General features: G+C 58.6%; 23 protein-coding genes. 5 read left to right on the top strand and 18 right to left on the bottom strand.

Annotation, left to right across the window (positions count from 1 at the left end):
• Nucleotides 1-24 precede the first annotated feature (24 nt).
• From lepB to rpoE, 8 genes are all read right to left on the bottom strand, one after another.
• Nucleotides 25-831, bottom strand: coding sequence for a signal peptidase I (gene lepB / locus NUW46_RS05540; RefSeq protein WP_069184118.1), 807 nt, complete (start codon nt 829-831; stop codon nt 25-27).
• 12 nt (nt 832-843) lie between these two features.
• Nucleotides 844-2,646 (bottom strand): translation elongation factor 4, encoded by a 1,803-nt coding sequence (gene lepA, locus NUW46_RS05535; protein ID WP_069184275.1) that lies wholly within the window; start codon nt 2,644-2,646, stop codon nt 844-846.
• 104 nt (nt 2,647-2,750) lie between these two features.
• On the bottom strand, nt 2,751-5,477 hold the full coding sequence (locus NUW46_RS05530) for an EAL domain-containing protein (protein WP_069184117.1): 2,727 nt from the start codon (nt 5,475-5,477) through the stop codon (nt 2,751-2,753).
• Nucleotides 5,478-5,605: 128 nt separating this feature from the next.
• Nucleotides 5,606-7,030 carry a DegQ family serine endoprotease gene (locus NUW46_RS05525; protein WP_069184116.1) on the bottom strand — a complete coding sequence of 475 codons (1,425 nt, stop codon included), beginning with the start codon at nt 7,028-7,030 and terminating at the stop codon, nt 5,606-5,608.
• A 135-nt stretch (nt 7,031-7,165) separates the two neighbouring features.
• The gene (locus NUW46_RS05520; protein ID WP_069184115.1) at nt 7,166-7,615 is read right to left on the bottom strand and encodes a SoxR reducing system RseC family protein; all 450 of its coding nucleotides are present in this window, start codon (nt 7,613-7,615) and stop codon (nt 7,166-7,168) included.
• Entirely contained in the window at nt 7,612-8,631 is a 1,020-nt protein-coding gene (locus NUW46_RS05515) for a MucB/RseB C-terminal domain-containing protein (RefSeq protein ID WP_228289986.1), read from the bottom strand. The genes NUW46_RS05520 and NUW46_RS05515 overlap by 4 nt, the downstream gene beginning before the upstream one ends.
• 20 nt (nt 8,632-8,651) lie before the next feature.
• Entirely contained in the window at nt 8,652-9,212 is a 561-nt protein-coding gene (locus NUW46_RS05510) for a sigma-E factor negative regulatory protein (protein ID WP_069184113.1), read from the bottom strand.
• 15 nt (nt 9,213-9,227) lie between these two features.
• Complete coding sequence (gene rpoE, locus NUW46_RS05505; RefSeq protein ID WP_069184112.1) at nt 9,228-9,914, bottom strand: RNA polymerase sigma factor RpoE; 687 nt, start codon at nt 9,912-9,914, stop codon at nt 9,228-9,230.
• Nucleotides 9,915-10,049: 135 nt separating this feature from the next.
• Here rpoE and nadB point away from each other — a divergent pair, with 135 nt between their 5' ends.
• The 5 genes from nadB (at nt 10,050) to NUW46_RS05480 (ending at nt 14,391) form a co-directional block, all read left to right on the top strand.
• Nucleotides 10,050-11,654 carry an L-aspartate oxidase gene (gene nadB, locus NUW46_RS05500; protein ID WP_194839000.1) on the top strand — a complete coding sequence of 535 codons (1,605 nt, stop codon included), beginning with the start codon at nt 10,050-10,052 and terminating at the stop codon, nt 11,652-11,654.
• Between the two features lie 40 nt (nt 11,655-11,694).
• A complete protein-coding gene (locus NUW46_RS05495; protein ID WP_069184110.1) occupies nt 11,695-11,967 on the top strand; it encodes a succinate dehydrogenase assembly factor 2 in 273 nt (90 codons plus the stop codon).
• The gene (locus NUW46_RS05490) at nt 11,951-12,415 is read left to right on the top strand and encodes a hypothetical protein (RefSeq protein WP_418141578.1); all 465 of its coding nucleotides are present in this window, start codon (nt 11,951-11,953) and stop codon (nt 12,413-12,415) included. The genes NUW46_RS05495 and NUW46_RS05490 overlap by 17 nt, the downstream gene beginning before the upstream one ends.
• Nucleotides 12,416-12,436: 21 nt before the next feature.
• Nucleotides 12,437-13,432, top strand: coding sequence for a YgfZ/GcvT domain-containing protein (locus NUW46_RS05485; RefSeq protein ID WP_418141577.1), 996 nt, complete (start codon nt 12,437-12,439; stop codon nt 13,430-13,432).
• A 125-nt stretch (nt 13,433-13,557) separates the two neighbouring features.
• On the top strand, nt 13,558-14,391 hold the full coding sequence (locus NUW46_RS05480; RefSeq protein WP_209398735.1) for an HDOD domain-containing protein: 834 nt from the start codon (nt 13,558-13,560) through the stop codon (nt 14,389-14,391).
• Between the two features lie 154 nt (nt 14,392-14,545).
• Here the strand turns inward: NUW46_RS05480 and ung are convergent, their stop codons facing one another.
• The 10 genes from ung to trmD all read right to left on the bottom strand — a co-directional run bounded on the left by ung (nt 14,546) and on the right by trmD (nt 25,699).
• A complete protein-coding gene (ung, locus tag NUW46_RS05475) occupies nt 14,546-15,280 on the bottom strand; it encodes a uracil-DNA glycosylase (RefSeq protein WP_418141576.1) in 735 nt (244 codons plus the stop codon).
• Nucleotides 15,281-15,283: 3 nt separating this feature from the next.
• A complete protein-coding gene (gene lysS / locus NUW46_RS05470; RefSeq protein ID WP_418141575.1) occupies nt 15,284-16,819 on the bottom strand; it encodes a lysine--tRNA ligase in 1,536 nt (511 codons plus the stop codon).
• A 51-nt stretch (nt 16,820-16,870) separates the two neighbouring features.
• Nucleotides 16,871-17,966 (bottom strand): peptide chain release factor 2 gene (gene prfB / locus NUW46_RS05465; protein ID WP_099045589.1). Its coding sequence is split into 2 segments (ribosomal slippage): nt 16,871-17,893 and nt 17,895-17,966, totalling 1,095 coding nucleotides; the frame shifts between segments, so codons are not numbered across the junction.
• Nucleotides 17,967-18,086: 120 nt separating this feature from the next.
• The gene (recJ, locus tag NUW46_RS05460; protein WP_418141574.1) at nt 18,087-19,820 is read right to left on the bottom strand and encodes a single-stranded-DNA-specific exonuclease RecJ; all 1,734 of its coding nucleotides are present in this window, start codon (nt 19,818-19,820) and stop codon (nt 18,087-18,089) included.
• A gap of 6 nt (nt 19,821-19,826) precedes the next feature.
• On the bottom strand, nt 19,827-21,227 hold the full coding sequence (gene thrC, locus NUW46_RS05455; RefSeq protein WP_069184103.1) for a threonine synthase: 1,401 nt from the start codon (nt 21,225-21,227) through the stop codon (nt 19,827-19,829).
• A gap of 11 nt (nt 21,228-21,238) precedes the next feature.
• Entirely contained in the window at nt 21,239-22,540 is a 1,302-nt protein-coding gene (locus NUW46_RS05450) for a homoserine dehydrogenase (RefSeq protein ID WP_136629332.1), read from the bottom strand.
• Nucleotides 22,541-22,685: 145 nt separating this feature from the next.
• Nucleotides 22,686-23,417 carry a DsbC family protein gene (locus NUW46_RS05445; protein ID WP_418141573.1) on the bottom strand — a complete coding sequence of 244 codons (732 nt, stop codon included), beginning with the start codon at nt 23,415-23,417 and terminating at the stop codon, nt 22,686-22,688.
• Between the two features lie 129 nt (nt 23,418-23,546).
• Nucleotides 23,547-24,449: a site-specific tyrosine recombinase XerD gene (xerD, locus tag NUW46_RS05440; RefSeq protein WP_069184100.1), complete on the bottom strand. Its 903-nt coding sequence runs from the start codon at nt 24,447-24,449 to the stop codon at nt 23,547-23,549.
• 109 nt (nt 24,450-24,558) lie between these two features.
• On the bottom strand, nt 24,559-24,915 hold the full coding sequence (gene rplS / locus NUW46_RS05435; RefSeq protein ID WP_048495327.1) for a 50S ribosomal protein L19: 357 nt from the start codon (nt 24,913-24,915) through the stop codon (nt 24,559-24,561).
• Nucleotides 24,916-24,952: 37 nt separating this feature from the next.
• On the bottom strand, nt 24,953-25,699 hold the full coding sequence (gene trmD / locus NUW46_RS05430; protein WP_069184099.1) for a tRNA (guanosine(37)-N1)-methyltransferase TrmD: 747 nt from the start codon (nt 25,697-25,699) through the stop codon (nt 24,953-24,955).
• Between the last annotated feature and the right edge of the window lies 1 nt (nt 25,700).

The raw sequence follows: 25,700 nt of genomic DNA, 5'->3' as shown, positions 1-25,700 counted from the left end.
TGACTGCGCTCCAGATAGTCCGAATTACTCGATTCCGCCTACACGATCAAAGGATGGCAGACTGGTTAGGGATTTCCAGTGCATCCAGATAGCGAAGGCCTTGCCCACTACCAGCTCGTCCGGGACCGTGCCCCAGTAGCGGCTGTCATTACTGTTATCGCGATTGTCACCCATGACAAAATAATGGCCTTCGGGCACCACCCACTCGCCCTCACCACTGCCACCGGGCCGGCCCATGGTCAGGAAAATGTCGTGTTCGACTTCACCCAGGTCCTCACGACGCAGCTCCATCGGCGGGAGTCTGGCGATAAATCGGGTTTCGACCTTCTCCCCGTTGATGTACAGCTGCTTGTCACGATAGCGAACATGATCGCCGGGCAGGCCAATCACTCGTTTGATGTAGTTGGTCTGGCCATCTTCCGGATAGCGGAACACCATGACATCGCCGCGTTGGGGATCGCCGACGGGAACCACTTTGGTTCCGGCAACAGGCAGCCTTAGGCCGTAGGCGTATTTGTTCACCAGAATGAAGTCGCCCACCTCAAGGGTCGGCAGCATGGATCCCGATGGAATCTGAAAGGGCTCCACCAGGAAGGAGCGCAGCACCAAGACAATCGCCAGTACCGGAAAAAACGATCGGCTCAGGTCGACCAGGTAGGGCTCTTTCGGCTCCTCCGATTCCTCCGATGAGCCCTCACCGACCTCTCCGGAAGCACCACTGGCACGGTAGGCAGCAAGCCGGCGCTCACGAAGAAACAGCTTGTCCGCCAGCCAGATCAGACCTGTCGCAAAGGTCAGCACCACCAGTACCAGGGGAAAATCAATATCCATCCGGGAAGCCTTTTATTTATCTACTTTCAATACGGCAAGAAACGCTTCCTGAGGCACCTCGACATTACCCAGCTGCTTCATACGCTTTTTACCTTCTTTCTGCTTCTGCAGCAGTTTTTTCTTCCGGCTGACGTCACCACCGTAACACTTGGCGGTTACGTTCTTGCGCAGCGCCTTGACCGTGACCCGCGACACCACCTGATTGCCGATGGCGGCCTGAATGGCAATGTCGAACATCTGCCTCGGAATCAGTTCCTTCATCTTTTCGATCAGCTGGCGACCTTTGTGATGAGCCTGTTCTTTGTGCACGATCAGGGCCAGGGCATCAACTCGTTCGCCATTGATCAGCACATCCAGCCGCACCAGGTTGGCGGTCTGGAATCGGGTAAAGTGATAGTCCAGTGAGGCAAAACCGCGGCTGGCCGACTTGATCCGGTCGAAGAAGTCCATCACCACCTCCGCCATGGGCAGCTCATAGGTAAGCTGAACCTGGGTGGTCATGAAGTGCATGTTCTTCTGAACGCCACGCTTTTCCTCGCACAGGGCGATGACGTTGCCGATATGTTCCTGGGGCACCAGGATATTCGCTTCCACAATCGGCTCACGCATTTCCTCAATGGAACCAATATCCGGAAGCCGCGACGGGTTGTCTACCGACAGAGTCTCACCCTGCTTGGTAACCACCTCATAGATCACCGTTGGTGCGGTGGTAATCAGGTCGATGTCGTATTCCCGCTCCAGCCGCTCCTGGATAATTTCCATGTGCAGCATGCCCAGGAAACCACAGCGGAAACCGAAACCGAGGGCATCGGAGTTTTCCGGCTCGAAAAACAGGGAGGCATCGTTCAGGGTGAGCTTTTCCAGGGCATCCCGGAAATCGTTGTAGTCATCGGCACTGACCGGGAACAGCCCGGCATAAACCTGGGGTTTGACCTTCTTGAACCCGGGAAGCATGGGGGTCTGTTCGGCAAACTTCTGATGCACGATGGTGTCACCCACCGGCGCACCGTGGATATCCTTGATACCGGCCACAACAAAGCCAACGTCACCGGATTCAAGTACGTCAGTGTCTTTCGGCTTGGGATTAAATATACCGACCTTGTCGGCGTTCCAGGCCTTGCCGGTAGACTTGATAACGATCTTGTCACCCTTTTTCAGGGTACCCTCGGTCACACGCACCAGAGATACCACGCCGAGATAGTTGTCGAACCAAGAATCGATGATCAGAGCCTGCAGCGGCGCATCCCGGTCACCCTTTGGCGGCGGGATCTTCTTGATGAGATCCTCCAGCACGTCCTCAACACCCATGCCGCTCTTGGCGCTGCAGCGGACCGCATCAGAGGCTTCGATACCAATGATATCCTCGATTTCCGCCGCTACCCGCTCCGGCTCGGCCTGGGGCAGATCCATCTTGTTCAGAACCGGCACCACTTCCAGCCCCTGCTCAATGGCGGTATAGCAATTGGCCACGGACTGGGCCTCGACGCCCTGCCCGGCATCCACCACCAGCAGGGCCCCTTCGCAGGCATATAGAGAGCGCGAAACCTCGTAGGAAAAATCCACATGGCCCGGGGTGTCGATGAAGTTCAGCTTGTATTCCTGACCGTCACGGGCTTTGTAATTCAGAGTGACACTCTGGGCCTTGATGGTAATCCCCCGCTCCCGCTCAAGATCCATGGAATCCAGGACCTGCTCGGCCATTTCACGGTCGGTCAGGCCGCCGCAAACCTGGATAAAACGGTCTGCCAGCGTGGATTTGCCATGGTCGATGTGGGCGATGATGGAAAAGTTACGGATTCGGCTCAGTTCAGTCACAGACAATGAATACTCAGTTAAGACGAAGGATTGAGCCCGGAGAGGCCGCTACCGGGGTCCGGGAACGGCGTGATTTTACCGGTTACCGGCCGCCATTGCCATGATCAGGAAATCAGCGGCCTTTCGTACTGCCGGATCAGGAAACCAATGAGGGCATCCTCGTCCAGCGGATAGCTGAACAGGTTCCCCTGGCACTGGGCGCAGCCATGGGTTTTGAGGAAGCTCAGCTGCTGCGGAGTTTCCACACCCTCTGCGACCACCGTGAGATGGAGCTTGCGGGCCAGGGCAATGACCGCCGATGCGACGTCCGTAGCACTGACATTATAAGGAATGTCCCGAATGAACCGGTGATCGATCTTGATCACATCCAGCGGCAACTGTTGCAGCGAGACCAGTGAACAGGAACCGGTTCCAAAATCGTCGAGAATCAGGCAAACCCCAAGATCATGGAGCGATACCAGCAGTTCCCGGAGCATTCGCGGATCTTCATTGAGCAGTTCCGCCGGCATTTCGAGCTCCAGGCGCTCGGGTGACACGCCGGTTTCCGTAATAACCTGCCGGATCATGTCCAGAAAGCCCGAATCGGTCAGCTGTCGAACCGACAGATTCACCGCCATTTTCAGGGATTCAAAACCGGCCCGCTCAAGAGCCTGCACCTGAATACAGGCCTGCCGCAGGGCCCACTCACCCAGGCGCACAATCAGGCCCGTCTCCTCGGCCAGACCGATGAACTGCTGGGCAGAGACCAGGCCCTTCTCAGGGTGATGCCAACGCAGGAACGCCTCAACCCCGATGACCCGTTCACTGGCCAGATCAATCTTCGGCTGGTAATGCAGAACGAAGCGGTCGCCGCCCAGGGCCGTCGCCAACTCCTCCTGCTGCAGAAGACGGCGGGCCGCCTTGATATTCATGGCCGGCGTGAAGAACTGGAAAGTATTCCGCCCGAGCTCCTTGGCGCGATACATGGCCAGGTCGGCATATTTCATCAGGGTCCCGGCATCCTCGCTGTCGTGCGGGATCATGGTAATGCCAATACTGACCGTGATCCCGACTTCATGATCGTTCAGCCGGATCCGCTGGCACAAACTGCGCAGGATCGTCTCTGCCACCTTGCTGGCGGCGTCCGAATCGCTGATGCGGGACAATAACACCACAAACTCGTCGCCGCCGAGCCGGGCAACCGAGTCCTCCTCGCGAACACACCCCACCAGCCATTGGGCCACCTGGCGCAGGAGCTCGTCACCGGAATCATGTCCCAGGGTATCGTTGATACGCTTGAACCCGTCCAGATCCAGGAACATGAGTGCGGCCGGCTCACCGCTTCGGCGGCTGCGGCTGACCACATGGTTGAGTCGGTCCCGGAACAGTTGCCGGTTCGCCAGGCCAGTGAGCGGATCGTAGAAGGCCAACCGGTGCAGTTCCGATTGTGCGGCCTTGAGCTGGGTCAGATCGCGCAGACTGAGCACGACGCCATTAACACCGGGCACCGACAACATGGCGGTGAAGGTGCCTTCCATATCCCGCCACTGCCCCTCGGCATCGCGAATACGAACCCGAATCACCGGCATCTGTTTGCCCGGCGACTGCACGGAATCGTCAAAGCCTTTCTTCAGCTGAGGCCAGTCATCACCGTGGACCAGCTCTTCAAAGTCCAGTGACTGAACCTGGTCTGGCTCAAAGCCAAGAATATCGAGGCTGGACGGGCTCGCATACAGAGCTTTGCCCGCGCGATCCATCACCAGAGTGACATTGGCGGCGCCCTCGGTAATCGCCCGATACCGACCGGCACTGATCTGCGCCATCAGGCGTGACCGGATCAGCGCCAGCACGAAGAGGAACAGCAAGGCACTGATCACCAAGCCGCTGCCCAGAACGATTGGGGGGCGCGGGTCCGAAGCCAGAAAATCAAAGGCGGGGGTGGAGCGGGTCTGCAAAAGCCAATCGCGACCACCGTGGCTGATTGTCTGGCTCATCTGGAAACTGAATTCGTTATCGAGGGAACCCAGATTGGAGCCATACATCAGGTTCTGCCGGTCCACCACTCCGGCATCGTAGATGCGGACATCCAGAAATGGCGAAATGAGGCCGACGATGCCGTCTATCAGGTTGTTCATCCGGAAGGCACTGAACACGTAACCAGCCAGCATCATGCGACGCTCGGCCCGGATCTCGGGGACGGTCCCGCCCTGGTACACCGGGTAGTACATCAGGAAACTTGCCTGATCTTCGCCGAGTTCTTCCTGAACCAACACCACCTTGGCAGTCACGGTGGGGACCGCCTCATCACGTGCCTGTTCCATGGCCCGACGATGGATGGGATCGCTGAAGGCATCGTAGCCAAGGGCCCGGCGGTTGCGTTCAGTGCCCGGCTCCAGGTAAACCATGGGATAGTAATAAGGGCCACTGCCCAGCGGATTCACAAGGTAATTGTGTACCCCCTCCGCCCGGACAGACGCAATGTGATCGGCCATCTGGCGGACACCGATACGGCGAACATAGCCAATACCCTGAATGCCGGGGTAGTAACGGTTAATATCCACCTTGTCGACATATTCGCGCCACTGATCGCGGGAAACATCACCGGTCACTGCAAACAGACCGGCACTACCAGCCAGCACCTGTTCGTAGTTCAGCAGGCGTTCTTCGATGGCGGATTTCAGTTGCAGGGATTGGGTGCGAAAGCGGGCTTCCGTGCGGTCTTCGACCAGCCTGATGGAAACCTGCCAGAGCAGTACGGTGACGGCAATGGCAACTGCAAAAATCAGCCAGGCAACCCAGGCATTGCGAAATTCCAGTAACTTGCGAAGAGAGAGTTCCTGTCTGTTCATCATGGGGCTGGTCCGTTCCATGGCCACTCGTTTTTATTGGTCGACCAAGTATAACAAAAGCCCCCGCAGGTGTCGTTTCCGACACCTGCGGGGGCTTTTGGATTAGCCAGACCGGTTCAGCCGGGGCAATATCAGGGCTTCATCACCAGGTACAGAGCACGCCCCTGACGCACCACCCGTACCGATACCGCCTTGCCCTCGGGCAGTGACCGCACGGCTTCGCGGAACTCCTCTACGGATCTCACTTTCTTGCGGTTAATTTCAGTGATCACATCGCCCGCCCGAATGCCGGCATCAGCCGCAGCACCCCGGGCAACATTATTGACCACAACGCCGCCTTCAACACCCATGGAGTCGGCCATATCCGCAGGAAGCGGCTCAACCATCATGCCCAGAGGCGCCGACGCGGGACCACTGCTGTCGCTGGACGGCGCTGAAGCCTGCTGACTTCCCTCCTCGGGGAGTCGACCAATTTCAACCTGAAGTTCGATCTCTTCGCCACCACGGAGGACTTGCAGCTCGGCCGTTTCACCAACTGGAGTGCGGCCCACCATAGGTGGCAAATCAGAAGAAAGCTGAACCTCATCGCCATCATAGCTGAGAACAATATCCCCAGCCTGAAGACCGGCTTTCTGAGCTGGTGAGTCCGCCATGACTTCGGCGATCAGCGCGCCGCGGGGACGTTTCAGGCCAAAGGACTCGGCCAGATCACGGTTGACCTCCTGAATCAACACCCCGAGCCAGCCGCGGGACACCGAACCCTTGTCGCGCAGTTGGCGGAACACATTCATTGCATCGTCAATGGGGATGGCAAACGAGACGCCCATGAAGCCGCCGGATCGGGTATAGATCTGGGAGTTGATACCCACAACTTCGCCATCCAGGTTAAACAGAGGGCCGCCTGAATTGCCGGGATTAATCGCCACATCAGTCTGGATGAACGGCACGTAGTTTTCCGACGGGAGTGAGCGACCCAGGGCGCTGACGATTCCGGCAGTTACCGTATAGTCGAACCCGAACGGCGAACCAATCGCAAAGACCCATTCACCAACTTTCAGATCCCGGGACTGGCCTACTTTCACGACTGGCAGGTCATCGCCGTTTTCAATCTTGAGCACAGCCATATCGGAACGGGGATCGGTTCCAACCAGGGTTGCAGGCAGTTCGCGGCGGTCGTTCAGACGAACGATGATCTCATCAGCACCTTCAACCACATGGTTGTTGGTCAGTACGTAGCCGTCAGAGGATACGATAAACCCGGAGCCCATGGAGCGGCGCGGCTGCGAACTACCAGGCCCGCCACCAAATGGAGACTGGGGGCCGCGAAAGAAATCCTGGAAAAATTCGGGAAGCTGTTCGAGCTGGCGTTCATCGAACGGCATGCCAGGAGAGCGGGAATTTCCGCGTCGGGGCTCGGTGGTTGTACTGATGTTCACCACCGCACCGGCATTGTCTTCAACCAGCTCGGTAAAATCGGGCAAACTTCGGGCTACACTGGCCTGGCTCCACACCACCAGAAGCACGGTGGACAGTAAGAGAAACACAATGGCCGGCATCCTTGTGGATATAACATTCCGTAGCGGTTGGGCAACTGCTGTTGCACTCGACATGTAGTACCCCCTGTTGTTCTCACATCTAGGCGTAAATTTGGGGCTCACCCCATCGATTTTCAACTTACAAAACCGTAGGGTTTACGGACAGTTTTCAGAGGTAATCCGGTTTACCCGGACCAGATGGGGCTCATAATCCCGGTTACCGGCCCGCTGCCATTTTCGCCCTGCGAAAAAGCCCACGGCCAACCCAGCGACTGCAGCGAGCATCGCCGCGCCATCGTGCCCACCGGACAGCTGGTGACCAAGGACACTGGCAACCACCATCAGGATCAGCGGTAGGGCATAGACCAGAAGAGAAGCGCCCAGCAGGGCTTGCTCGTCAATACCGATGGTGACTTCATCCCCTACCCTGGCATTGACCGAGTTCATTACCAGGATCTGGTTGGCGCGCCCGCCAGATGCCGCAGCCAGCACTTTCTGACCACAGCCACTGCGAGCTGCACAACTCTGGCAGGCACTGGTTCGAATCGTCTGGACCCAGACCCGGTCGCCCTTGAGCGCGACAACCTTGCCGGTTTCGGTAATCACGATTCAGCCGCACCCAGGGCCAATGAATCTTCGATGCGTACCGACTCAGCAACCTGACGGGCTGTTTGCGGCGGTAGTTCGCCCACGACGGTGACCAGGAAGGCGCTCTCTCCTTCCTTTACCTCATGCATGTAAACCGTCGTGGCGCCAATTTTGGAGGCGCCAGTGGGCATGGTTACCGGCCCGGCCGGCTCAACAAACACCGAGAAAGCTGCCAGGCCATCGGAGAAGGCAACGGCCTGGCCCTTGCCGGAGCGGGGCGTGGCAGCGGGCACAAACCCCTCAGGACGCCAGCCCAGCCGCCAGCCGTTCATGCGTTGCCCCACAGCTGCCGGGGAAGCGGGCTCATCCAGCGTTCTGGAGATTTCCCGACCTTCGGTACGGATTTCAAATTCGGTGTCGGGAATGTCCTCGCCAATGTGCAGGCTGGTGAACTGGAACTGCTCAAGCACCTCACCCTCAGCATTCCTGACGTGACTCTTTACCAACAGCCCGGTGGATTTCTCCAGCCAGAGTCTGTGACTATAGCGGTAAGAATCTCTGGCGCTCAGCGCCACCGAAACCACTTCATAGCCGGCGACCCGGTCCTCGCCTTTCATTTCCGCACGATACCAGCGGCTCACCGGTACCAGTTGGCTTGTGAATGCTTCGGCAAACGGGCCTGATGGAATCACCTGATCAAGCTTCACACGGCCGGTTTCGGGGAGCACGCAAACCACGTTCATGCCTTTGCGAACGATTTCGCCGCTGCCACCATCCTGCAGAACCAGTCGCTCCTCGACAACACCATCGCGGTAGCGATGGGCAATCTGCATGGAGTGAACACTCTCGCCGCGGGCGTACACAAACACGCCACGATAGGAGGTCATGTTCAATGCCGGCCCCAGCTTTTCAAGCCAGGCGGATGCCTCTTCTTCGTCTGCCGCAGCCGGAAGCGGCGCGGCAAGCACAAGCAGAAGGCCCAAAAGCACTGACAGCGCCTGGCATCGGGACAACTTGATAAAGGTATGGGGCATAACGACACTTGCTCCGGGGTTCAGTAGCCGGCGCCATTGGCGCTGACCAGGCGGGCATAGCCGACGGCACCACGCCCGGCACCTACGCTGTTATGCTGCGCATGCTCGAGCAGGTAGCGGCTCATGTATTCCCACTGTTCCTCATCCAGACCCTGCAGGGCAATCTCCCTGACCGGTGGTTCCTGCACAGACGTTTCCGGTGCGGCCGCAGTCACGGACTGAACCGGACCGGCACCGGGCGAGTCCCAACCTGCACCAGCGCCAAACCCGACCAGCAGAGCCATCGCAACCATAGCCGCCGCCGGCCAGTGCCATCGACCCGCTCTGCTGTCCTGGACAACCGGCTCTGACCGGGCTGTCGCGGGACCGCGGCCATCAAGCAATTCACGGACAGCAACACTGACGTCCATTCCATGGGCCGGGGAGTGGCCATCATGCATGAGATCCCGCACGTCCTGCCAACGCTGCCACTGTGCCCGTACGTCATCCTGGCTATCGTGTGACAGCAGGCGACGTACCGACAGTTCGTCAGCTTCGTCGTCCATCATGGCGGACAATGTTTCTCTGAGACGATCATCCATGGGATGCAACCTCGATTACGTCACGGAGTGATTGAGTAAAGGTCCAAGATGCCTATCAACCGCATCCCGAGCCCTGAATATTCGTGAGCGGACAGTGCCGATCGGACACTCCAGGATGCCTGCGATATCCTCATAACTCAGGCCATCGTATTCCCGGAGCAAAAAGGCAGAGCGCAGCTCCTCGGGAAGCTGGGCGATAGCCCTGTTCAGTTCTTTCTGGAGCTGTTCCCGTTGCAAAAGCCTTTCTGGTGATGCAGTGTCCCGGAGTCGTGAGCCATCATCGAAATTCTCCGCCTCGGCCGAGTCGGCACTACCCTGCGGGCGCCGCCCCCGGGACTCCAGATAATTCTTCGCAGTGTTCACGGCTATCCGGTAGAGCCACGTATAAAAGGCGCTGTCGCCCCGGAAACGCTCAATTGCCCTGAACGCTTTGACGAAGGTCTCCTGGGTCAGATCCATGACTTCCTGGCTGTCGTAGACGTACCGGCTGATGATTGAGGCGACCCTGGACTGGTATTTGACCACCAGAAGATCGAAGGCGGCGCGATCACCATTACGCACTTTGCGTACCAGTTGCAGGTCCGTCTGGCTGTCTGGGTGATCGCCCTGTCGTTTCTCTGTATCCGGAGTCATGACCTGGTTGCCGGGGTTCCCTGATTTGATGGCCAGCTGTCCGGCCTGTACCAAGTTGCGCTGCGTCATTGATGCTATCCGGCGTCCGTTAATGGAACGGGCTGAAGCCTCCTGGCAGGCGGCTCACCCTGTCAGGCCAAATAGACAGCAAGCGTAAAGTTTAGTTCAATACACGTCCACATTATGGCCTGCGATAACGACCCGATGCCACAGTCCTTCGAATACGATGTTCTCATTATCGGCAGCGGCGCTGCCGGCCTCACCGTCGCCCTCAATCTGCCAGAGCATCTGAAAGTCTGCGTGGTGAGCAAGGCGCAGATCAGCAGTGGAGCAACCCTCTGGGCGCAAGGCGGAATCGCTGCGGTCCTGGATGATCAGGATTCCACTGAAAACCACATTACTGACACCCTGAATGCTGGCGCTGGCCTTTGCCACGAAGACGCCGTACGTTTCACCGTGGAGCACGGCAAGGAGAGCATCGATTGGCTGATCGATTCCGGCGTTGATTTTACCCGGGACCGCGATGAGCATTACCACCTTACGCGGGAAGGTGGGCACAGCCACCGGCGCATCATTCACGCAGCAGATGCCACCGGCCATGCGGTTTCAACGACTTTGACGTCCCAGGCAGAGGCGCGTCCGAACATCGAGCTCATGTCGGGAAGGGTGGCAGTCGACCTGATCACCAATCGCAAACTGTCGCTGCCGGGAAACCGATGTGTCGGTGCCTATATCCTGAATCTTGAAGACAACCATGTGGAGCTGTTCCGGGCACGATTCACGGTGATTGCTACCGGTGGTGCCTCCAAGGCCTATCGCTATACAACGAATCCGGACGGTGCCTCCGGAGACGGGATTGCCATGGCGTGGCGGGCAGGATGCCGTGTCGCGAACATGGAATTCAATCAATTCCACCCAACATGCCTGTATCACCCCCACGCCAAATCCTTTTTGATCACGGAAGCGGTCAGGGGCGAGGGTGGCCTGCTGAAACTGCCAGACGGGTCGCGGTTCATGGATCGCTTTGACGAGCGTGGCGAGCTGGCACCAAGGGATATCGTTGCCCGGGCCATTGACCATGAGATGAAGCGACTGGGTGCTGATCATCTGTACCTGGACATCAGCCACAAACCCGCCGACTTCATCAAACACCACTTCCCCACCATTTACGAGAAGTGCCTGGGCTTTGGCATTGATATCACACGCGAGCCCATTCCCGTGGTTCCGGCAGCCCACTATACCTGTGGCGGCGTCATGAGTGACGAGCGGGCCAGAACGGACGTCAATCAGCTCTATGTGGTGGGCGAGGCCGCCTTCACCGGACTCCATGGTGCCAACCGCATGGCCAGTAACTCTCTGCTTGAGTGCCTGGTGTATGGACGCGCCGCCGCTGCGGATATTACGCGCCGGGAAGCCGATATTCCGCCACCACCGGAAGCCCCGGACTGGGACGAAAGCCAGGTCCGGGATTCTGATGAAGACGTTGTTATCTCCCATAACTGGGACGAGCTGCGCCATTTCATGTGGGACTACGTGGGCATTGTGCGGACCACCAAGCGGCTCCAGCGGGCCAAGCACAGGGTGGACCTGCTGTCCGCAGAGATCGGAGAGTTTTACAGCAATTACCGTGTGACCAACGACCTGCTGGAACTTCGGAACCTGGTCACCGTCTCCGACCTGATCATCTGTTCGGCACTGCAGCGCAGGGAAAGTCGGGGGTTGCACTACACACTGGATTATCCGGGACTACTCAACGAGGTCCGTGATACCGTACTGGTTCCCACGACCTACCGAACGCTCGCGCCCTGAACCAACGCCGACTGTTACAATCGATTCAATGGTAAACACTATGTCAGAGACACCTGCATCGTCCGAAAAAGCAGAATTCAACCGCCTGTGGTGGCATAGCCGTCGCGGGATGCTGGAGCTGGACAACCTCCTGATTCCATTCATGGAGGAAGCCTTTCGCGATCTGGACGCCGAAGATCAGGCCCGCTACAAGAAACTGCTCGCCTGTGAGGACAGCGACATGTTCGAGTGGTTCATGCAGCGCAGCCGCCCGGCAGATCCGGACCTCCAACGCATGGTCGACATCATCCTCAAGCGTGTCCAGCCGGATTGAGCTGACGCTCACCCCCTCCCTGCTGGTTGGCGCTCTGGCAGTGCTGCCCTGGCTGTTGCTGCTGGCGTTCCTTGTCATTGCGGCGCTGGCCGGCAAGTTATGGTTACTCACTGCAGCGCCCATTGCGCTCGGCCTAGCCGCGCTGCAGTATCGGTCCAACGGTTTGCTCCGCGGAGGCGGGTCCGTCAATGGGCTTGTCGTCGAGGATGGCGAGTTGTACGTCAAGACCGGAGACAACCGGCAGGTTCAGGTCCGTCCATCGGCTTCCAGTCGTGTCTGGGCCGGACTGGCACTCTTGAAACTGCGTCCGACTGGCACCAAATTCCGGTCGTACAATACGATACTGCTGGCACCGTCATCCGGTAGACCGGGTAACGTTTCGAAAGACGATTTTCGTCGCCTGCGGGTATGGCTCAGACTGGGCCGATCCGGGCAACCATCCATCTGATCCACCAATCTGGAGCACGCCATGACCGACACAGACTCTCCTGTATCAGCCGTTGCAGACTTCCCCCTACCCAATAGCGGCTGGGCGGTTCTCGACGACCGGGTGGTTGTGCGGATCAGCGGCCCGGGCACCGACAAGTTTCTCCAGGGCCAGTTCAGCCAGAACCTGGACGAGGTAACCCCGGATCGCTCCCCGCGAGCGGCAGCGGCGACGCCCAAGGGCCGCGCCTACTGCCTCACCCGCATGGTCCGGGCCGGTGACGACATCCTGATGGACTTTCCCTCCGAGTTCGCTGACGACATCATCAGCCATTTGCGCAAGTACCTGATGCTCTTTCGCGGAACCACCATGGAGCTGGTCCAGGAAACCAGCATCGTCGGGATTCTGGGCAATGAGCTGGCCGAAAAGCTCGCCGAAACTGCAATGGGCAGCCTGAGGGAACCGGGTGACTCTTGCGTACTCCGTGACGGCATCCTTGTGAAAACCCAATCGACAGCTGAAGGCACGGCCCGCTTCGAGTTCTGGCATACCCGGGGTGGCGAAATAACACTACCCGCCAGCGACCGGATGTCGGTGGCAGACTGGCAGGCATCCGAGATTGCGTCGGGTGTCGCCTCCCTCACGGCCGCCACCCAGGAATCCTTCGTGCCACAGATGCTGAACTGGCAACATGTAGGCGGGGTTCATTTCAAAAAGGGCTGCTACACGGGTCAGGAAGTGATTGCCCGCATGCATTTCCTGGGGCAATTGAAAAAAAGCCTGTTCCGGTTCCGTGCGGAAGAGGCGAAAGAGCTGCCCGCCCCCGGAAGTGCTCTGTTTGCTGGCGAGCGATCCGTGGGAGAAGTCGTCAACTCGATCAGATACCGTGACGGCAGCATGGAACTGCTCGCCGTTGTGCGCCACGATGCCGCCGACACCCCCATTCATCCGGAGGGCCTGCCGGAGGTCGTTCTGGAGTCTCTGCCGCTGCCCTACTCGGTGCCTGAAAGGGAAAAAAGCGCACAATCAGATACATAAGTTGACAGGCAAACGCGCCAGAATTTGCTATTTTGCTATGCAGTAGCTCACATATTTGATTGTTCGGACCGTGACTCGGACATTCCGGCCACTCGTCGAACTCTTTAAGCGGACCTTTACTGACCATGTCGAATATTGTTGAAACCATCAAAGCCGACCTCAACGCAGCTATCGAAAATGACAAGCTGGTGCTGCCCACCCTTCCCGAAGTAGCTCTTCAGGTCAGAGACATTGCGCAATCCGAGGATTCTTCAATAGCGGACCTGGTGAAGGTCATCAGCAATGACACGGCCCTGTCCGCCCGCATTATCCGGGTGACCAATAGCCCGCTGTTCCGCGGCAGCCGCGCCATCGAGAATCTGAACATGGCGGTAAGCCGCCTCGGCATGGCCTATACCAGCAACCTGGCCATGGGTCTGGCCATGGAGCAGATGTTCCAGGCCACCTCCGACATGATCGACAAGCGCATGCGGGCCACCTGGCAGACCAGCACCGAAGTGGCCGGTGTCTGTCATGTTCTGGCGCAACACTACACCAAGCTCAAGCCGGACCAGGCCACCCTTGCAGGCCTGGTGCATCTGATCGGCGTGCTGCCGATTCTGCGTTATGTGGAAGACCAGGATATCCAGATCAGCAGCATCATGCTGGACAATGTGGTCGATGAGCTGCATCCGAAGATCGGGGCGACCATCCTCAAGAAGTGGGATTTCCCGAAGGAGTTGCAGAACGTTCCCCTCGAATACGCCAACTTCAGCCGCCAGGTTCCCGCTGCGGACTATGCGGATCTGGTCATGGTGGCTAATCTGCAGCTGGTTGCAGGTTCAGAGCATCCCTGGAACGAAATGGACTGGACGAAGATTTCGGCGTTTGATCGTCTTGGGTTGGATCCGAATATCGACATGAGCGAGGAAGAGGATCTGAACGCCCAGATGGAAGCGGCCATGGCGCTGCTTCAGTAATTTGTGCTGGGAGTTTGACCGCCCGTCTTCAAGATGGGGTCAGGCTCCCAAAACACGCTGTAAATACATCCCTGTACGCTCGGCTCCGCCATCCATGGCTCCGCACGGTTCTGGGAGCCTGACCCCATCCCGAAGACTACTTTCGGACAGACCTTCAGCTCTTCTTGTATCTCTCGATCAACTCAGCTTTGCTGGGCAGCGCCCAATTAACCGTAGGCTTGCCCTGCTGCTGAAGCCAGTCGTTCGCCTTTGAAAAGTGTTTGCAACCGAAGAAGCCCCGGTAAGCGCTCAGTGGCGAGGGATGGGGGCCGTCGAGGACCAGGTGTTTGGTGCGGTCGATGTGCTGGCCTTTCTTTTTGGCGTAGCTGCCCCAGAGCAGGAATACCACGCCTTCCCGTTCGCGGTTAATGGTTTCGATGACTTTGTCGGTGAACATTTCCCAGCCTTTGCCCTGGTGGGCGCCGGCCTGGCCCTGGACGACGGTGAGGACGCTGTTGAGTAGCAATACGCCCTGTTCTGCCCAGGGTTGAAGGCAGCCGTGATCGGGCGGAGCAATGCCCAGGTCGTCCTGAATTTCCTTGAAGATGTTGACCAGCGAGGGCGGGATGGCCACGTTCGGGCGCACGGAGAAGCACAGGCCGTGGGCCTGGCCGGGGCCGTGGTAGGGGTCTTGCCCGAGAATCACCACCCTTACGTTTTCCAGCGGCGTGCTGTTGAGTGCGTTGAAGCAGTGTTGGCTGGCGGGGAACAGGACTTTGCCGGCTTGCTCCTCGGCAGCCAGGAATTCCGCCAGGCCCTGCATGTAGGGCTGGCGGAATTCTTCGGAGAGATGTTCTTTCCAGCCCCGGTCGGGCCTGAGCTGACTGGCCAGTACCTCAACCGGGCTCATGGATCACTCCTCGTCTTTGCGGCTTTCAGGCTTGTGTTCTGGGCGCATGGCCGGGAACAGGATGACGTCGCGGATGGAAGCCGAGTTGGTCAGCAACATCGCCAGGCGGTCGATACCGATGCCCTCGCCGGCGGTGGGCGGCAGGCCATATTCCAGGGCCATGACGTAGTCCTCGTCGTAGAACATGGCTTCGTCATCACCGGCATCCTTTTCCGCCACCTGGGCCTGGAAGCGCTCGGCTTGGTCTTCGGCGTCGTTCAGCTCGGAGAATCCGTTGGCAATCTCGCGGCCGCCCACGAAGAACTCGAAGCGTTCGGTGACGAACGGGTTACTGTCTTTGCAGCGGGCCAGGGGCGACACTTCTTTCGGATACTCGGTGATAAAGGTCGGTTGCATCAGGCGATGCTCCGCCGTTGCCTCAAAGATCTCGATCTGGACCTTGCCCAGACCCCAGGCTTCCTTGAGGTGAATACCCAGATCTTTTGCCACCTGACGGGCGCTGGCCTCATCTGCCAGCTGCTCGGGCTTGATGTCCGGGTTATAGCGGAGGATGGCATCAACAACGGTGAGGCGCTCGAAGGTCTTGCCGAAGTCGTACTCGATGGTCTCTTCGCTGCCATCCGCCAGGGTGCGGGTGTTCACCACCGTGGTGGTGCCCAGCACTTTCTCGGTGATGGTGCGCAGCATGTCCTCGGTCAGATCCATCAGGTCGTTGTAGTCTGCGTAGGCCTGGTAGAACTCAACCATGGTGAATTCCGGATTATGACGGGTGGAAAGCCCCTCATTGCGGAAGTTCCGGTTGATCTCGAATACCCGCTCAAAGCCGCCAACCACCAGGCGCTTCAGGAACAGCTCCGGGGCAATACGCAGGTACATGTCGATGCCCAGGGCGTTGTGATGGGTAACGAAGGGCCGCGCGGTGGCACCACCGGGAATCACCTGAAGCATCGGGGTTTCCACTTCCATGAAGTCCCGGTCGGTGAAGTACTGGCGCATGGCGCTGATGATCTTCGAGCGCGCATGGAACACCCGGCGGCTGTCCTCGTTGACCATCAAATCGACGTAGCGATGACGGTAACGGGCTTCCGTATCAGTCAGGCCCTTGTGCTTCTCAGGCAACGGACGCAGGGACTTGGTGAGCAGCACGTACTCATCCATGGTTACGTACAGGTCGCCCTTGCCTGACTTGGAAAGGGTCCCACGGACGCCCACGATGTCCCCCAGATCCCAGTGTTTGGTGTCTTTCTGGACATCCTTGGAAGCATAGATCTGGATCCGGCCAGTCATGTCCTGAACCACCTTGAATGCCTTGCGATCCAGCATCATGCGGCCGGCAATGGCCACCTTGATACCCAGGGACTCCAGCTCTTCCTTGGTTTTCTCGCCGTATTTTGCCTGCAGTTCGGCGGCGGTGGCGTCACGACGGAAGTCGTTCGGGAAGGCGTTGCCCTGGTCGCGCATCTCTGACAGTTTGGCGCGGCGCTCGGCAATCAGCTTGTTGTCCTCATGCTGTGCGGCATTCTGAGTTTGATCAGTCATTTTGGCTCACTAGGAATCGGGTTGTCCGGGTTAGCGTGGCAACGGCGCTGGTTACAGCGCCATCTTCAGGCTGGCTTCGATGAACTTGTCAATGTCACCGTCCAGCACCGACTGGGTATTACTGGTTTCAACCTTGGTACGCAGGTCCTTGATACGGCTGTCATCCAGAACGTAGGAACGGATCTGGCTGCCCCAACCGATATCGGCCTTGGCGTCCTCGGCCTTCTGCTTCTCGGCGTTACGCTCCTGCATCTCGCGCTCAAACAGCTTGGCCTTCAGCTGCTTCATGGCCTGGTCCTTGTTCTGGTGCTGGCTTCGGCCAGCCTGACAGGCCACAACAATACCGGTGGGATTGTGGGTCAGACGCACCGCCGACTCGGTCCGGTTAACGTGCTGACCACCGGCGCCGGAGGCACGATAGACATCCACCCGCAAATCCGCCGGATTGATCTCGATCTCGAAGCTGTCATCTACTTCCGGCGACACGAACACGGAAGAGAACGAAGTATGCCTACGGTTGCCGGAATCAAACGGTGATTTACGCACCAGCCGGTGTACGCCGGTTTCGGTACGCAGCCAGCCATAGGCATAGTCGCCCTGGATGTGAATGGTGGCGCTCTTGATGCCCGCCACTTCACCTTCCATCAGCTCGACAATCTCGGCCTTGAAGCCCCGGCGCTCCGCCCAGCGCAGGTACATACGCAACAGCATATTGGCCCAGTCCTGGGCTTCGGTGCCACCGGAACCAGCCTGGATATCGAGGTAGGCGTTGTTGGCGTCCATTTCACCGGAGAACATGCGGCGGAATTCGAGCTTTTCGAGCTCTTTATCAAGGCCCTCAAGATCGGACTCGATCTCGGCAACGGTGCCTTCGTCCTCTTCTTCTGCGGCAATATCCAGCAGGCCTTCGGCGTCTTCCAGGCCGGAGGTGAGGTTATCGATGGTCTTGACTATCAGCTCAAGATCCGCGCGCTCTTTGCCCAGCGCCTGCGCCCGCTCGGGGTCGTCCCAGACGCTTGGCTGCTCCAGTTCGCGCTCAACTTCGATCAGTCGCTCACTACGCTGATCGTAGTCAAAGATACCCCCTGAGCGCTTCAGTGCGCTCACGAAGCTCTTTGATCTTCGTCACAATGGGATTAATTTCCATGAAACCCTTACTCGCTCTTGAAAATGGAGAGTAAAAACAGAGGGCGGAGTTTACCGGAAATCAGTTCGTAAATCAGCCGTGGTTGACCGCTACTTCAGAGTAAGCGGGAGGCAGGCTTGATCAGGATAGCGGCTCGAGATAATCGACCAAAAGCTGAAGATTGGTCCGCCCCCGAAAGGTATTGGCATCCGGCTTATACACCACCCGGGCACCGGTTCGGGTGTAATCCGGCACTTCCGGCCCGGTATTGAAGGCAATGCCGTCAATGATCCCGCCGCCCTCAACCGGCTGCAGAACCAGCTTCAGATGGTTTTCACCGACGATTCTCTGGCTCACCACCCGAAACTCGCCGTCGAACAACGGCTCCGGGAAATGCTGCCCCCAGGGGCCGGCCCGCTTGAGCAGTGCGGCGGTGTCCAGGGAAAGCTCTTCGAGGGCCAGGGGGCCATCGGTTGTGATGGCAGCCTCCAGGTCTTCGGCGGAGGCGCTGTCTCGCACGGCCCGATCGAAGGCTTCCGAGAAGGCATCCAGATCCGCTTTGGCCAGGGTCATGCCGGCGGCCATGGCGTGGCCGCCAAACTTCTTCAGCATACCGGGATGGCGGGAGTCGACCACGGCGAGCACATCACGGATATGCAGCCCGGGAATCGACCGGGCGGAGCCCTTGATATCCTCGCCGTTGTCATCCGGCGCGAAGGCAATGGTGGGCCGGTGGGTCTGTTCTCGAATCCGTGCCGCGAGGATGCCGATGACACCCTGGTGCCAGTCGGGATCGAACAGGGCCAGGCCCCACGGCAGACCTTCAAGATCCAGGGACATGGAAGCAAGCAGATCCTGAGCCTGGGCTTTCATGTCCTTCTCGATGGTGCGGCGTTCCCTGTTGAAGGTATCCAGCTCCCCGGCCAGGCGCCTCGCTTCGTCCTGGCTGTCGGCGAGAAGGCAGGCAATGCCGATGCTCATATCATCAAGTCGGCCTGCAGCGTTCAGGCGGGGGCCGACCACAAACCCAAGATCGGTAGAACTGATTGCAGTATGATCGCGGCCGGCGACTTCAAGGAGCGCAAGGATACCGGGCCGGGCCTCACCCTGCCTTATCCGGCGCAGGCCCTGCTCTACGAAAATCCGGTTGTTATGATCCAGGGGTACGACATCGGCGACTGTACCCAGCGCCACCAGGTCCAGGAGGCTCCCCAGATTGGGCTCAGGATCCGGGAGTTGATTGCTTTCCCGAAGCCGCTTGCGCAGTGCCGTGAGCACGTAAAACATGACACCAACACCGGCAGCGTTCTTGCTCAGGAAGGGACAACCCGGCTGATTGGGATTGACGATGGCATCGGCGTCCGGGAGCTCATCACCGGCCAGATGGTGATCCGTCACCACGACTTTCACCCCGAGCTCTTTGGCCGCTTTGACACCTTCAACGGCGGATATACCGTTATCAACGGTGACCATCAGGTCGGGAAGCTCACCCTCATCGCGCAGCCGCTCAATAATGCCTGGCGTCAGGCCATAGCCGTCGGCAAAACGGCTGGGCACCCGAAAATCAATGCTCTGCAAACCGAGCATTGAAAGGCCAAGCATGGCTACGGCGGTGCTAGTGGCGCCATCGGCATCGAAATCGCCGAGCACCAGAACCCGCCGTTGCTGCTGGATCGCTTCCGACAGCAGCTCAACTGCCCGGTCGATACCTCTCAGTGACAGGGGAGATGCAAGATGTCTGAGGGTGTAACTCAGCTGCTCATCAGAGGTTACGCCACGGGCGGCGTAGAGACGGCGAAGCAACGGAGGCAGGTTTTGCCCCCAGTCCGGGACTATCTCCGGCTGGGGGCGACGCAGGATCTTTTTTGGTGTCATACCCGATCAGGCGTTTTTCCAGTGCTTGGCAATAAACTCCTGAACCCCGGAGATGTCGTTATCCAGCACCGTGTAGCGCTCTTCCCGTTCGAACAGGTCAGCCATGTGAGCTGGCAGAGGCGGCTCCACAGTCAAGCCGGACTCGGCTACTGCATCCGGGAACTTGGCCGGGTGCGCAGTACCCAGGGTGATCATCGGTACCGCCGGATCTCGGCGGCAATTGCGCGCAGCGCGCACCCCGATGGCGGTGTGGGGATCCAGCAGATACTCGTTCTGCTCGTAGATCTCGCGGATGGTGTCACAGGTCGTCTTGTCGTCCACCGCGTCGCTGTCGAACAGCTTCCGGGCGTGTTTCCAGCGGTAATCTTCAATGCTGACCGGGCCTTTGGCTGCATTTTCCAGCAGGGTCTTCACAGCCAGCCCATCGCGACCATGCAGATCAAACAGCAGGCGCTCGAAGTTGCTGGACACCATGATATCCATGCTGGGTGACAACGTGTGCTCGAGCTGATGCTGCTCGTATTTGTTGCCGCTCATGAAGCGGTGCAGGATGTCGTTGCGGTTGGTGGCAATCACCAGCTGTGAGATCGGCAGCCCCATCTTCTTCGCCAGATAGCCGGCAAAGATGTCCCCGAAGTTTCCAGTTGGAACGGAGAACGCCATGCTGCGATCCGGCCCACCCAGGGCGAGGGACGCATGGAAGTAGTAAACAATCTGGGCCATGATCCGGGCCCAGTTGATGGAGTTCACGGCGGCCAGCTGGGTTTTTCCGCCCAGGAACGACTGGTTGCCGAAACTTTCTTTTACCATGCGCTGGCAGTCATCGAAGTTGCCACGCACCGCAATGTTGTGGATGTTGTCACCCTGAACGGTGGTCATCTGGCGGCGTTGGACTTCAGATACGCGCTGGTGCGGATGCAGGATGAAAATATCCACATGCTCGCACCGGCGGCAACCTTCGATTGCAGCGGAGCCGGTGTCACCGGAAGTCGCCCCCATGATCACCACGTGCTGCTTGCGCTTTTCCAACACGTAGTCCAGCAGGCGGCCGAGCAGCTGCAGTGCAAAGTCCTTGAACGCCAGGGTCGGGCCGCGGAAAAGCTCCATCACCCACTCGTTGGTATCCAGCTGAACCAGCGGAGCGACTGCCTTATGGGCAAAGACCGAATAGGTCTCGTCCAGCATCTTGCGGAAGTCGTCTGCCGGGATGGCGTCGTCCACGAACGGATGCATGACCTTGAAGGCCAGCTCACTGTATGGGAGCCCACGCCAGCTACGGATTTCCTCCAGACTGAAATGCGGCAGGGATTCGGGAACGTAAAGCCCGCCATCGGTGGCAAGGCCCGTCAGCAATACGTCTTCAAAACCCAGTGCGGGCGCTTCACCCCGCGTACTGATGTATCTCACGTTCGTACCTGTCAGTTGAAGTTTTCTGCGCGGATGCGGACAACCTGGCCGTCGGTATCGGACAGGGCTTCCAGCTCTTCAATCGCACGGTTGATCTGCCGTTCCTGAACGGTGTGGGTCAGGATGATCACCGGAATCCGACCGTCTTTCAGTTCGGATTCCTTCTGCATGATCGACTCGATATTGATGCCGTGTTCACTCAGGATGGAGGCAATCTTGGCCAGCACACCCGGACGATCAAGAGCGGTAATTCGCAGGTAGTACGCCGACTGGATGTCTTCCATGGAGAGCACGTCCAGCTCTTCCATGGCCTCCGGTGAGAACCCAAGGTATGGCACCCGCAGGTTGCTTTCTGTTGCTACGGCACGGGCGACATCAACGATATCCGCAATAACCGCGGAGGCAGTGGCCTCATCACCGGCGCCAGGGCCGTAATACATGGTCTGGCCAACGGCATCGCCGTCTACCAGGACTGCATTGAGCACGCCGTCAACCTGGGCGATCAGGTGGCTCTGGGGCACCAGGGTCGGATGAACCCGAAGTTCAATACCATCATCACGACGGCGGGCGATACCGAGGTGCTTGATGCGATAACCCAATAGTTCGGCATGGGCAATATCGTAAGGGGTAATCTTGGAGATCCCCTCGGTAAAGCCCTTCTCGAATTGCAGGGGCACACCGAAACCGGCGGATGCCAGAATGGTCAGTTTGTGGGCGGCGTCGATCCCCTCAACATCAAAGGTCGGATCCGCTTCCGCATAACCCAGGTCCTGGGCTTCCTTGAGAACCTCGGAAAATTCCCGACCGGCACGCATTTCCGTCAGAATGTAGTTACCGGTACCGTTGATAATGCCGGCAATCCAGTCAATGCGGTTCGCCGCCATGCCTTCACGTACGGCCTTGATGACCGGAATGCCACCGGCAACACCTGCCTCGTAGGCCACCACAACGCCAGCTTTCTCGGCCGCTTCAAAGATTTCATTGCCGTGGACGGCGATCAGGGCCTTGTTGGCAGTCACCACGTGCTTGCCATTGCGGATGGCCGCGAGTACCAGCTCCCGCGCGGCGTCATAGCCACCGATCAGCTCGACCACGATATCGACACCGGGATCGTTCACCACGTCATAAATGTCGGTGCTGAAAGGCACGTCCCCGAGGTCCATATCCTCGCGGGCCCGTCGACTGGCAATCCGGGTGATCCGGATATTGCACCCGGCCCGGCCGGCAATCAGCCTGGCGTTGCGGGTCAAGACATTAAAGGTACCGCCGCCGACGGTTCCCAATCCGCAGATTCCGACACTGACGTCTTTCAAACTCTCACCTCTGATCCCGAAGGGGTGCTGATGAATTATATTAGGCGGGCATAGTATACCGATTCAGGCCCCACTGAATAAGCCCCGAATCGGATCCAGAGAAAATACCCTGTGACGCAGCCCGGACAATGGATCCGGAAGGTTGTCAGAGCAAGCCCAGTCCTTCAGCCAATCGCTGCGCCGGAACATAGCCCCGCACCATGTTGCCGTCTTCCAGTACAATGGCAGGCGTACCGGTTACGCCAACTCGACCACCCAGCTCAAACTGCTCACGAACGGGGTTTTCACAGCTTGCATCGGCCACCTGTTGACCAGCCTTGGCTGCGTTCATGGCAGCCTGCTGATCATCAGCACACCAGACCGACTCGTACTTCCTGAAAGACGCAGTGTTGGGACCGGACCGGGGAAACCCATAGTAATTGACGGTAATGCCGTAATCGTTCAGCTGAGGCACCTCGTCATGCAGCTTCCTGCAGTAGGGGCAGTCGATGTCGGTGAACACACTCACGACGGCTTTTTCGTTCTTGGCGGGGAAGCTGATGACTCCCTTATCACCAAAGTCCGCCATCACTTCGCGACGGGCCTCAGTGCGAGCTGCCTCGGTGACATTGGCAATGCCCTGCTCGGTGATCTTCAGAAGATCCCCCGTCATCAGATACTGGCCATCCTCGGTCGCGTATATCGTGTCGCCATTGTTGCTCTGAACCTCATAGAGCCCCTTTGCCTCGGACTCTTTCACCGACATCACCTGAAGGCCCGGGACGGCCTGGGTCAGGCGCTCGGAAATCCGGTCTTCGACTTCACCGGCACTGACATTCGCCATACCAAGTGAGCCGAAACTGAAGGTAAGCGCCACGACCGCATGTTTAATATTCATTCTGACAAACAACCTTTTTCAGAGATCAGTTAAAGAACCCGGGCAGTATTGGCACAGGCCGGGAATCAATTCAATGCGACAAGCTCATAAAAGGAAAGTTCACCTCCGGCAGGGCAACCAGTCGGCCTGTCACCCCCTGGGATGATGAGCCTGATGCAGCGACTGAAGCCGCTGACGAGCCACATGGGTATAGATCTGGGTCGTTGACAGGTCCGAGTGCCCAAGAAGCATCTGGACAACCCGCAGATCCGCGCCATGATTGAGCAGATGCGTGGCAAAGGCATGCCTGAGCGTGTGGGGGGACAGATGCTTGCGAATACCAACCCGCACGGCGTAATGCTTGATGCGGTGCCAGAATGTCTGGCGGGTCATCGCCGCCGCCCGATTGCCGGGAAACAGCGCATCACAGGAGCGGCCTTTCAGAAGCTCCGGGCGGGCACTCTTCATGTACTTCAGCAGCCAGTCCACCGCCTCCTCTCCCAGGGGCACAAGTCGCTCCTTGTCACCCTTGCCGGTGATCCGAATGACGCCCTGGCGCAGGTTTACCTGATCAACCCGCAACTCTGTCAGCTCGGAGACCCTCAGACCACAACCATAAAGTATCTCGAGCATGGCTTTGTCCCGAAGTTCGATGGCAATATTCGGGTCCGGTTCGGAAAGCAGTGCATCCACCTCTTCCTCAGTCAGAGAATCCGGAAGACGTCGGGGTAACCTCGGGCTGTCGATCCTGAGGGTCGGATCTTCAGCGATCAGTCCTTCGCGCAGCAGAAAGCGGTAAAAGCGCCGCAGCCCGGACAGCCGCCGGGCTGCTGTGGAGCTCTTGACTCCTTCGGCCAACCCCCGCGACATCCAGGCCAGAAGGTCGGTTCGGCGAACATCCGCCAGCGAGGGCTTACCGGGCTGGCTTTCCAGCCATTCCGCCAATCGCGACAAATCACTTCGGTAGGCCTGCCGCGTCTTTTCGCCAAGCCCATCCTCCAGCCAGATGGCATCAACGAACCGCACAATCAGTGATTCATCTTCCGCTTTCATGGCAAGCTCCCGGACTTCGAACGGCCTATGGCAAGGATAGCGGAACCCCAGACACAAAAAAGGCAGCCCTTGGCTGCCTTTTTCTGCCTGCGATTCAGCGCCTTGCTGATCAGCCCAGCTTTTCCTTGATGCGAGCCGCCTTACCGGACAGGTCGCGCAGGTAGTAGAGCTTGGCCTGGCGAACATCGCCACGACGCTTCACGCTGATGCTGTCGATCAGCTTGGAGAAGCTCTGGAAGGTACGCTCAACACCAACACCGTAAGAGATCTTACGCACGGTGAAGGAGGAATTCATGCCGCGGTTACGCTTGCCGATGACAACACCCTCGAACGCCTGCAGACGCTCACGGTTACCCTCGGTTACGCGAACCTGAACGACCACGGTGTCGCCCGGCGCAAACGCAGGGATTTCCTTGGTCATCTGTTCTGCTTCAAGTTGACTGATGATGTTGTTCTTGCCGCTCATCGTAATGCTCCTGATACCCAATCTGTTAATGCCCTGATCATTCAGAGGCACCCGGTTCGTTCAAAATCTCTTCCAGCAGCTCACGCTCTTCGTCCGTAAACACCCGCCTTTCCAGCAGGTCGGGGCGTCGCTCCCGGGTTCGCCTCAGCGACTGTTTCAGCCGCCAACGCCGGATCTGATCATGGTGACCGCCCAATAAAACATCCGGCACCGCCTGACCTTCGTAAACTTCGGGCCGGGTGTAGTGCGGACAATCCAGCAAACCGTCGGCGAAAGAATCCTGCTCTGCCGACTGCGCATGACCCAGCGCTCCGGGGATGAGGCGTGTAACCGCATCAATGACAGCCATGGCTGCCAATTCGCCACCGGAAAGCACAAAATCACCCAGTGACACTTCCCGATCGACTTCCGTCGCTATCAGGCGCTCATCAACACCCTCGTACCGGCCAGCCACCAGAATCAGTTGCTGCTCAGCAGCCAGCGACTCCACAACAGACTGATCCAGAGTCTCGCCCTGGGGCGAGAGATAAACCACACAGGGTTTGCCGGGTGCTGCTTCCCGCGCCGCACGGATCGCGTCCCGGAGCGGCTGAATTTTCATCAGCATGCCAGGGCCGCCCCCATAGGGCCTGTCGTCTACCGTGCGATGCCGATCATGGGTGAATTCACGGGGATTCCAGCTTTGGAAGGTCAGAAGACCATCCCGGACTGCCCTTCCCGTGATCCCGTAATCCGTTACCGCACCGAACATTTCCGGGAACAGACTGACTGCGCCAATCCACACC

The sequence above is a fragment of the Marinobacter sp. MA genome (genome assembly GCF_048298425.1).
GTDB classification, from domain to species: Bacteria; Pseudomonadota; Gammaproteobacteria; order Pseudomonadales; family Oleiphilaceae; genus Marinobacter; species Marinobacter salsuginis.
This window is presented reverse-complemented; position numbering and strand designations above follow the sequence as displayed.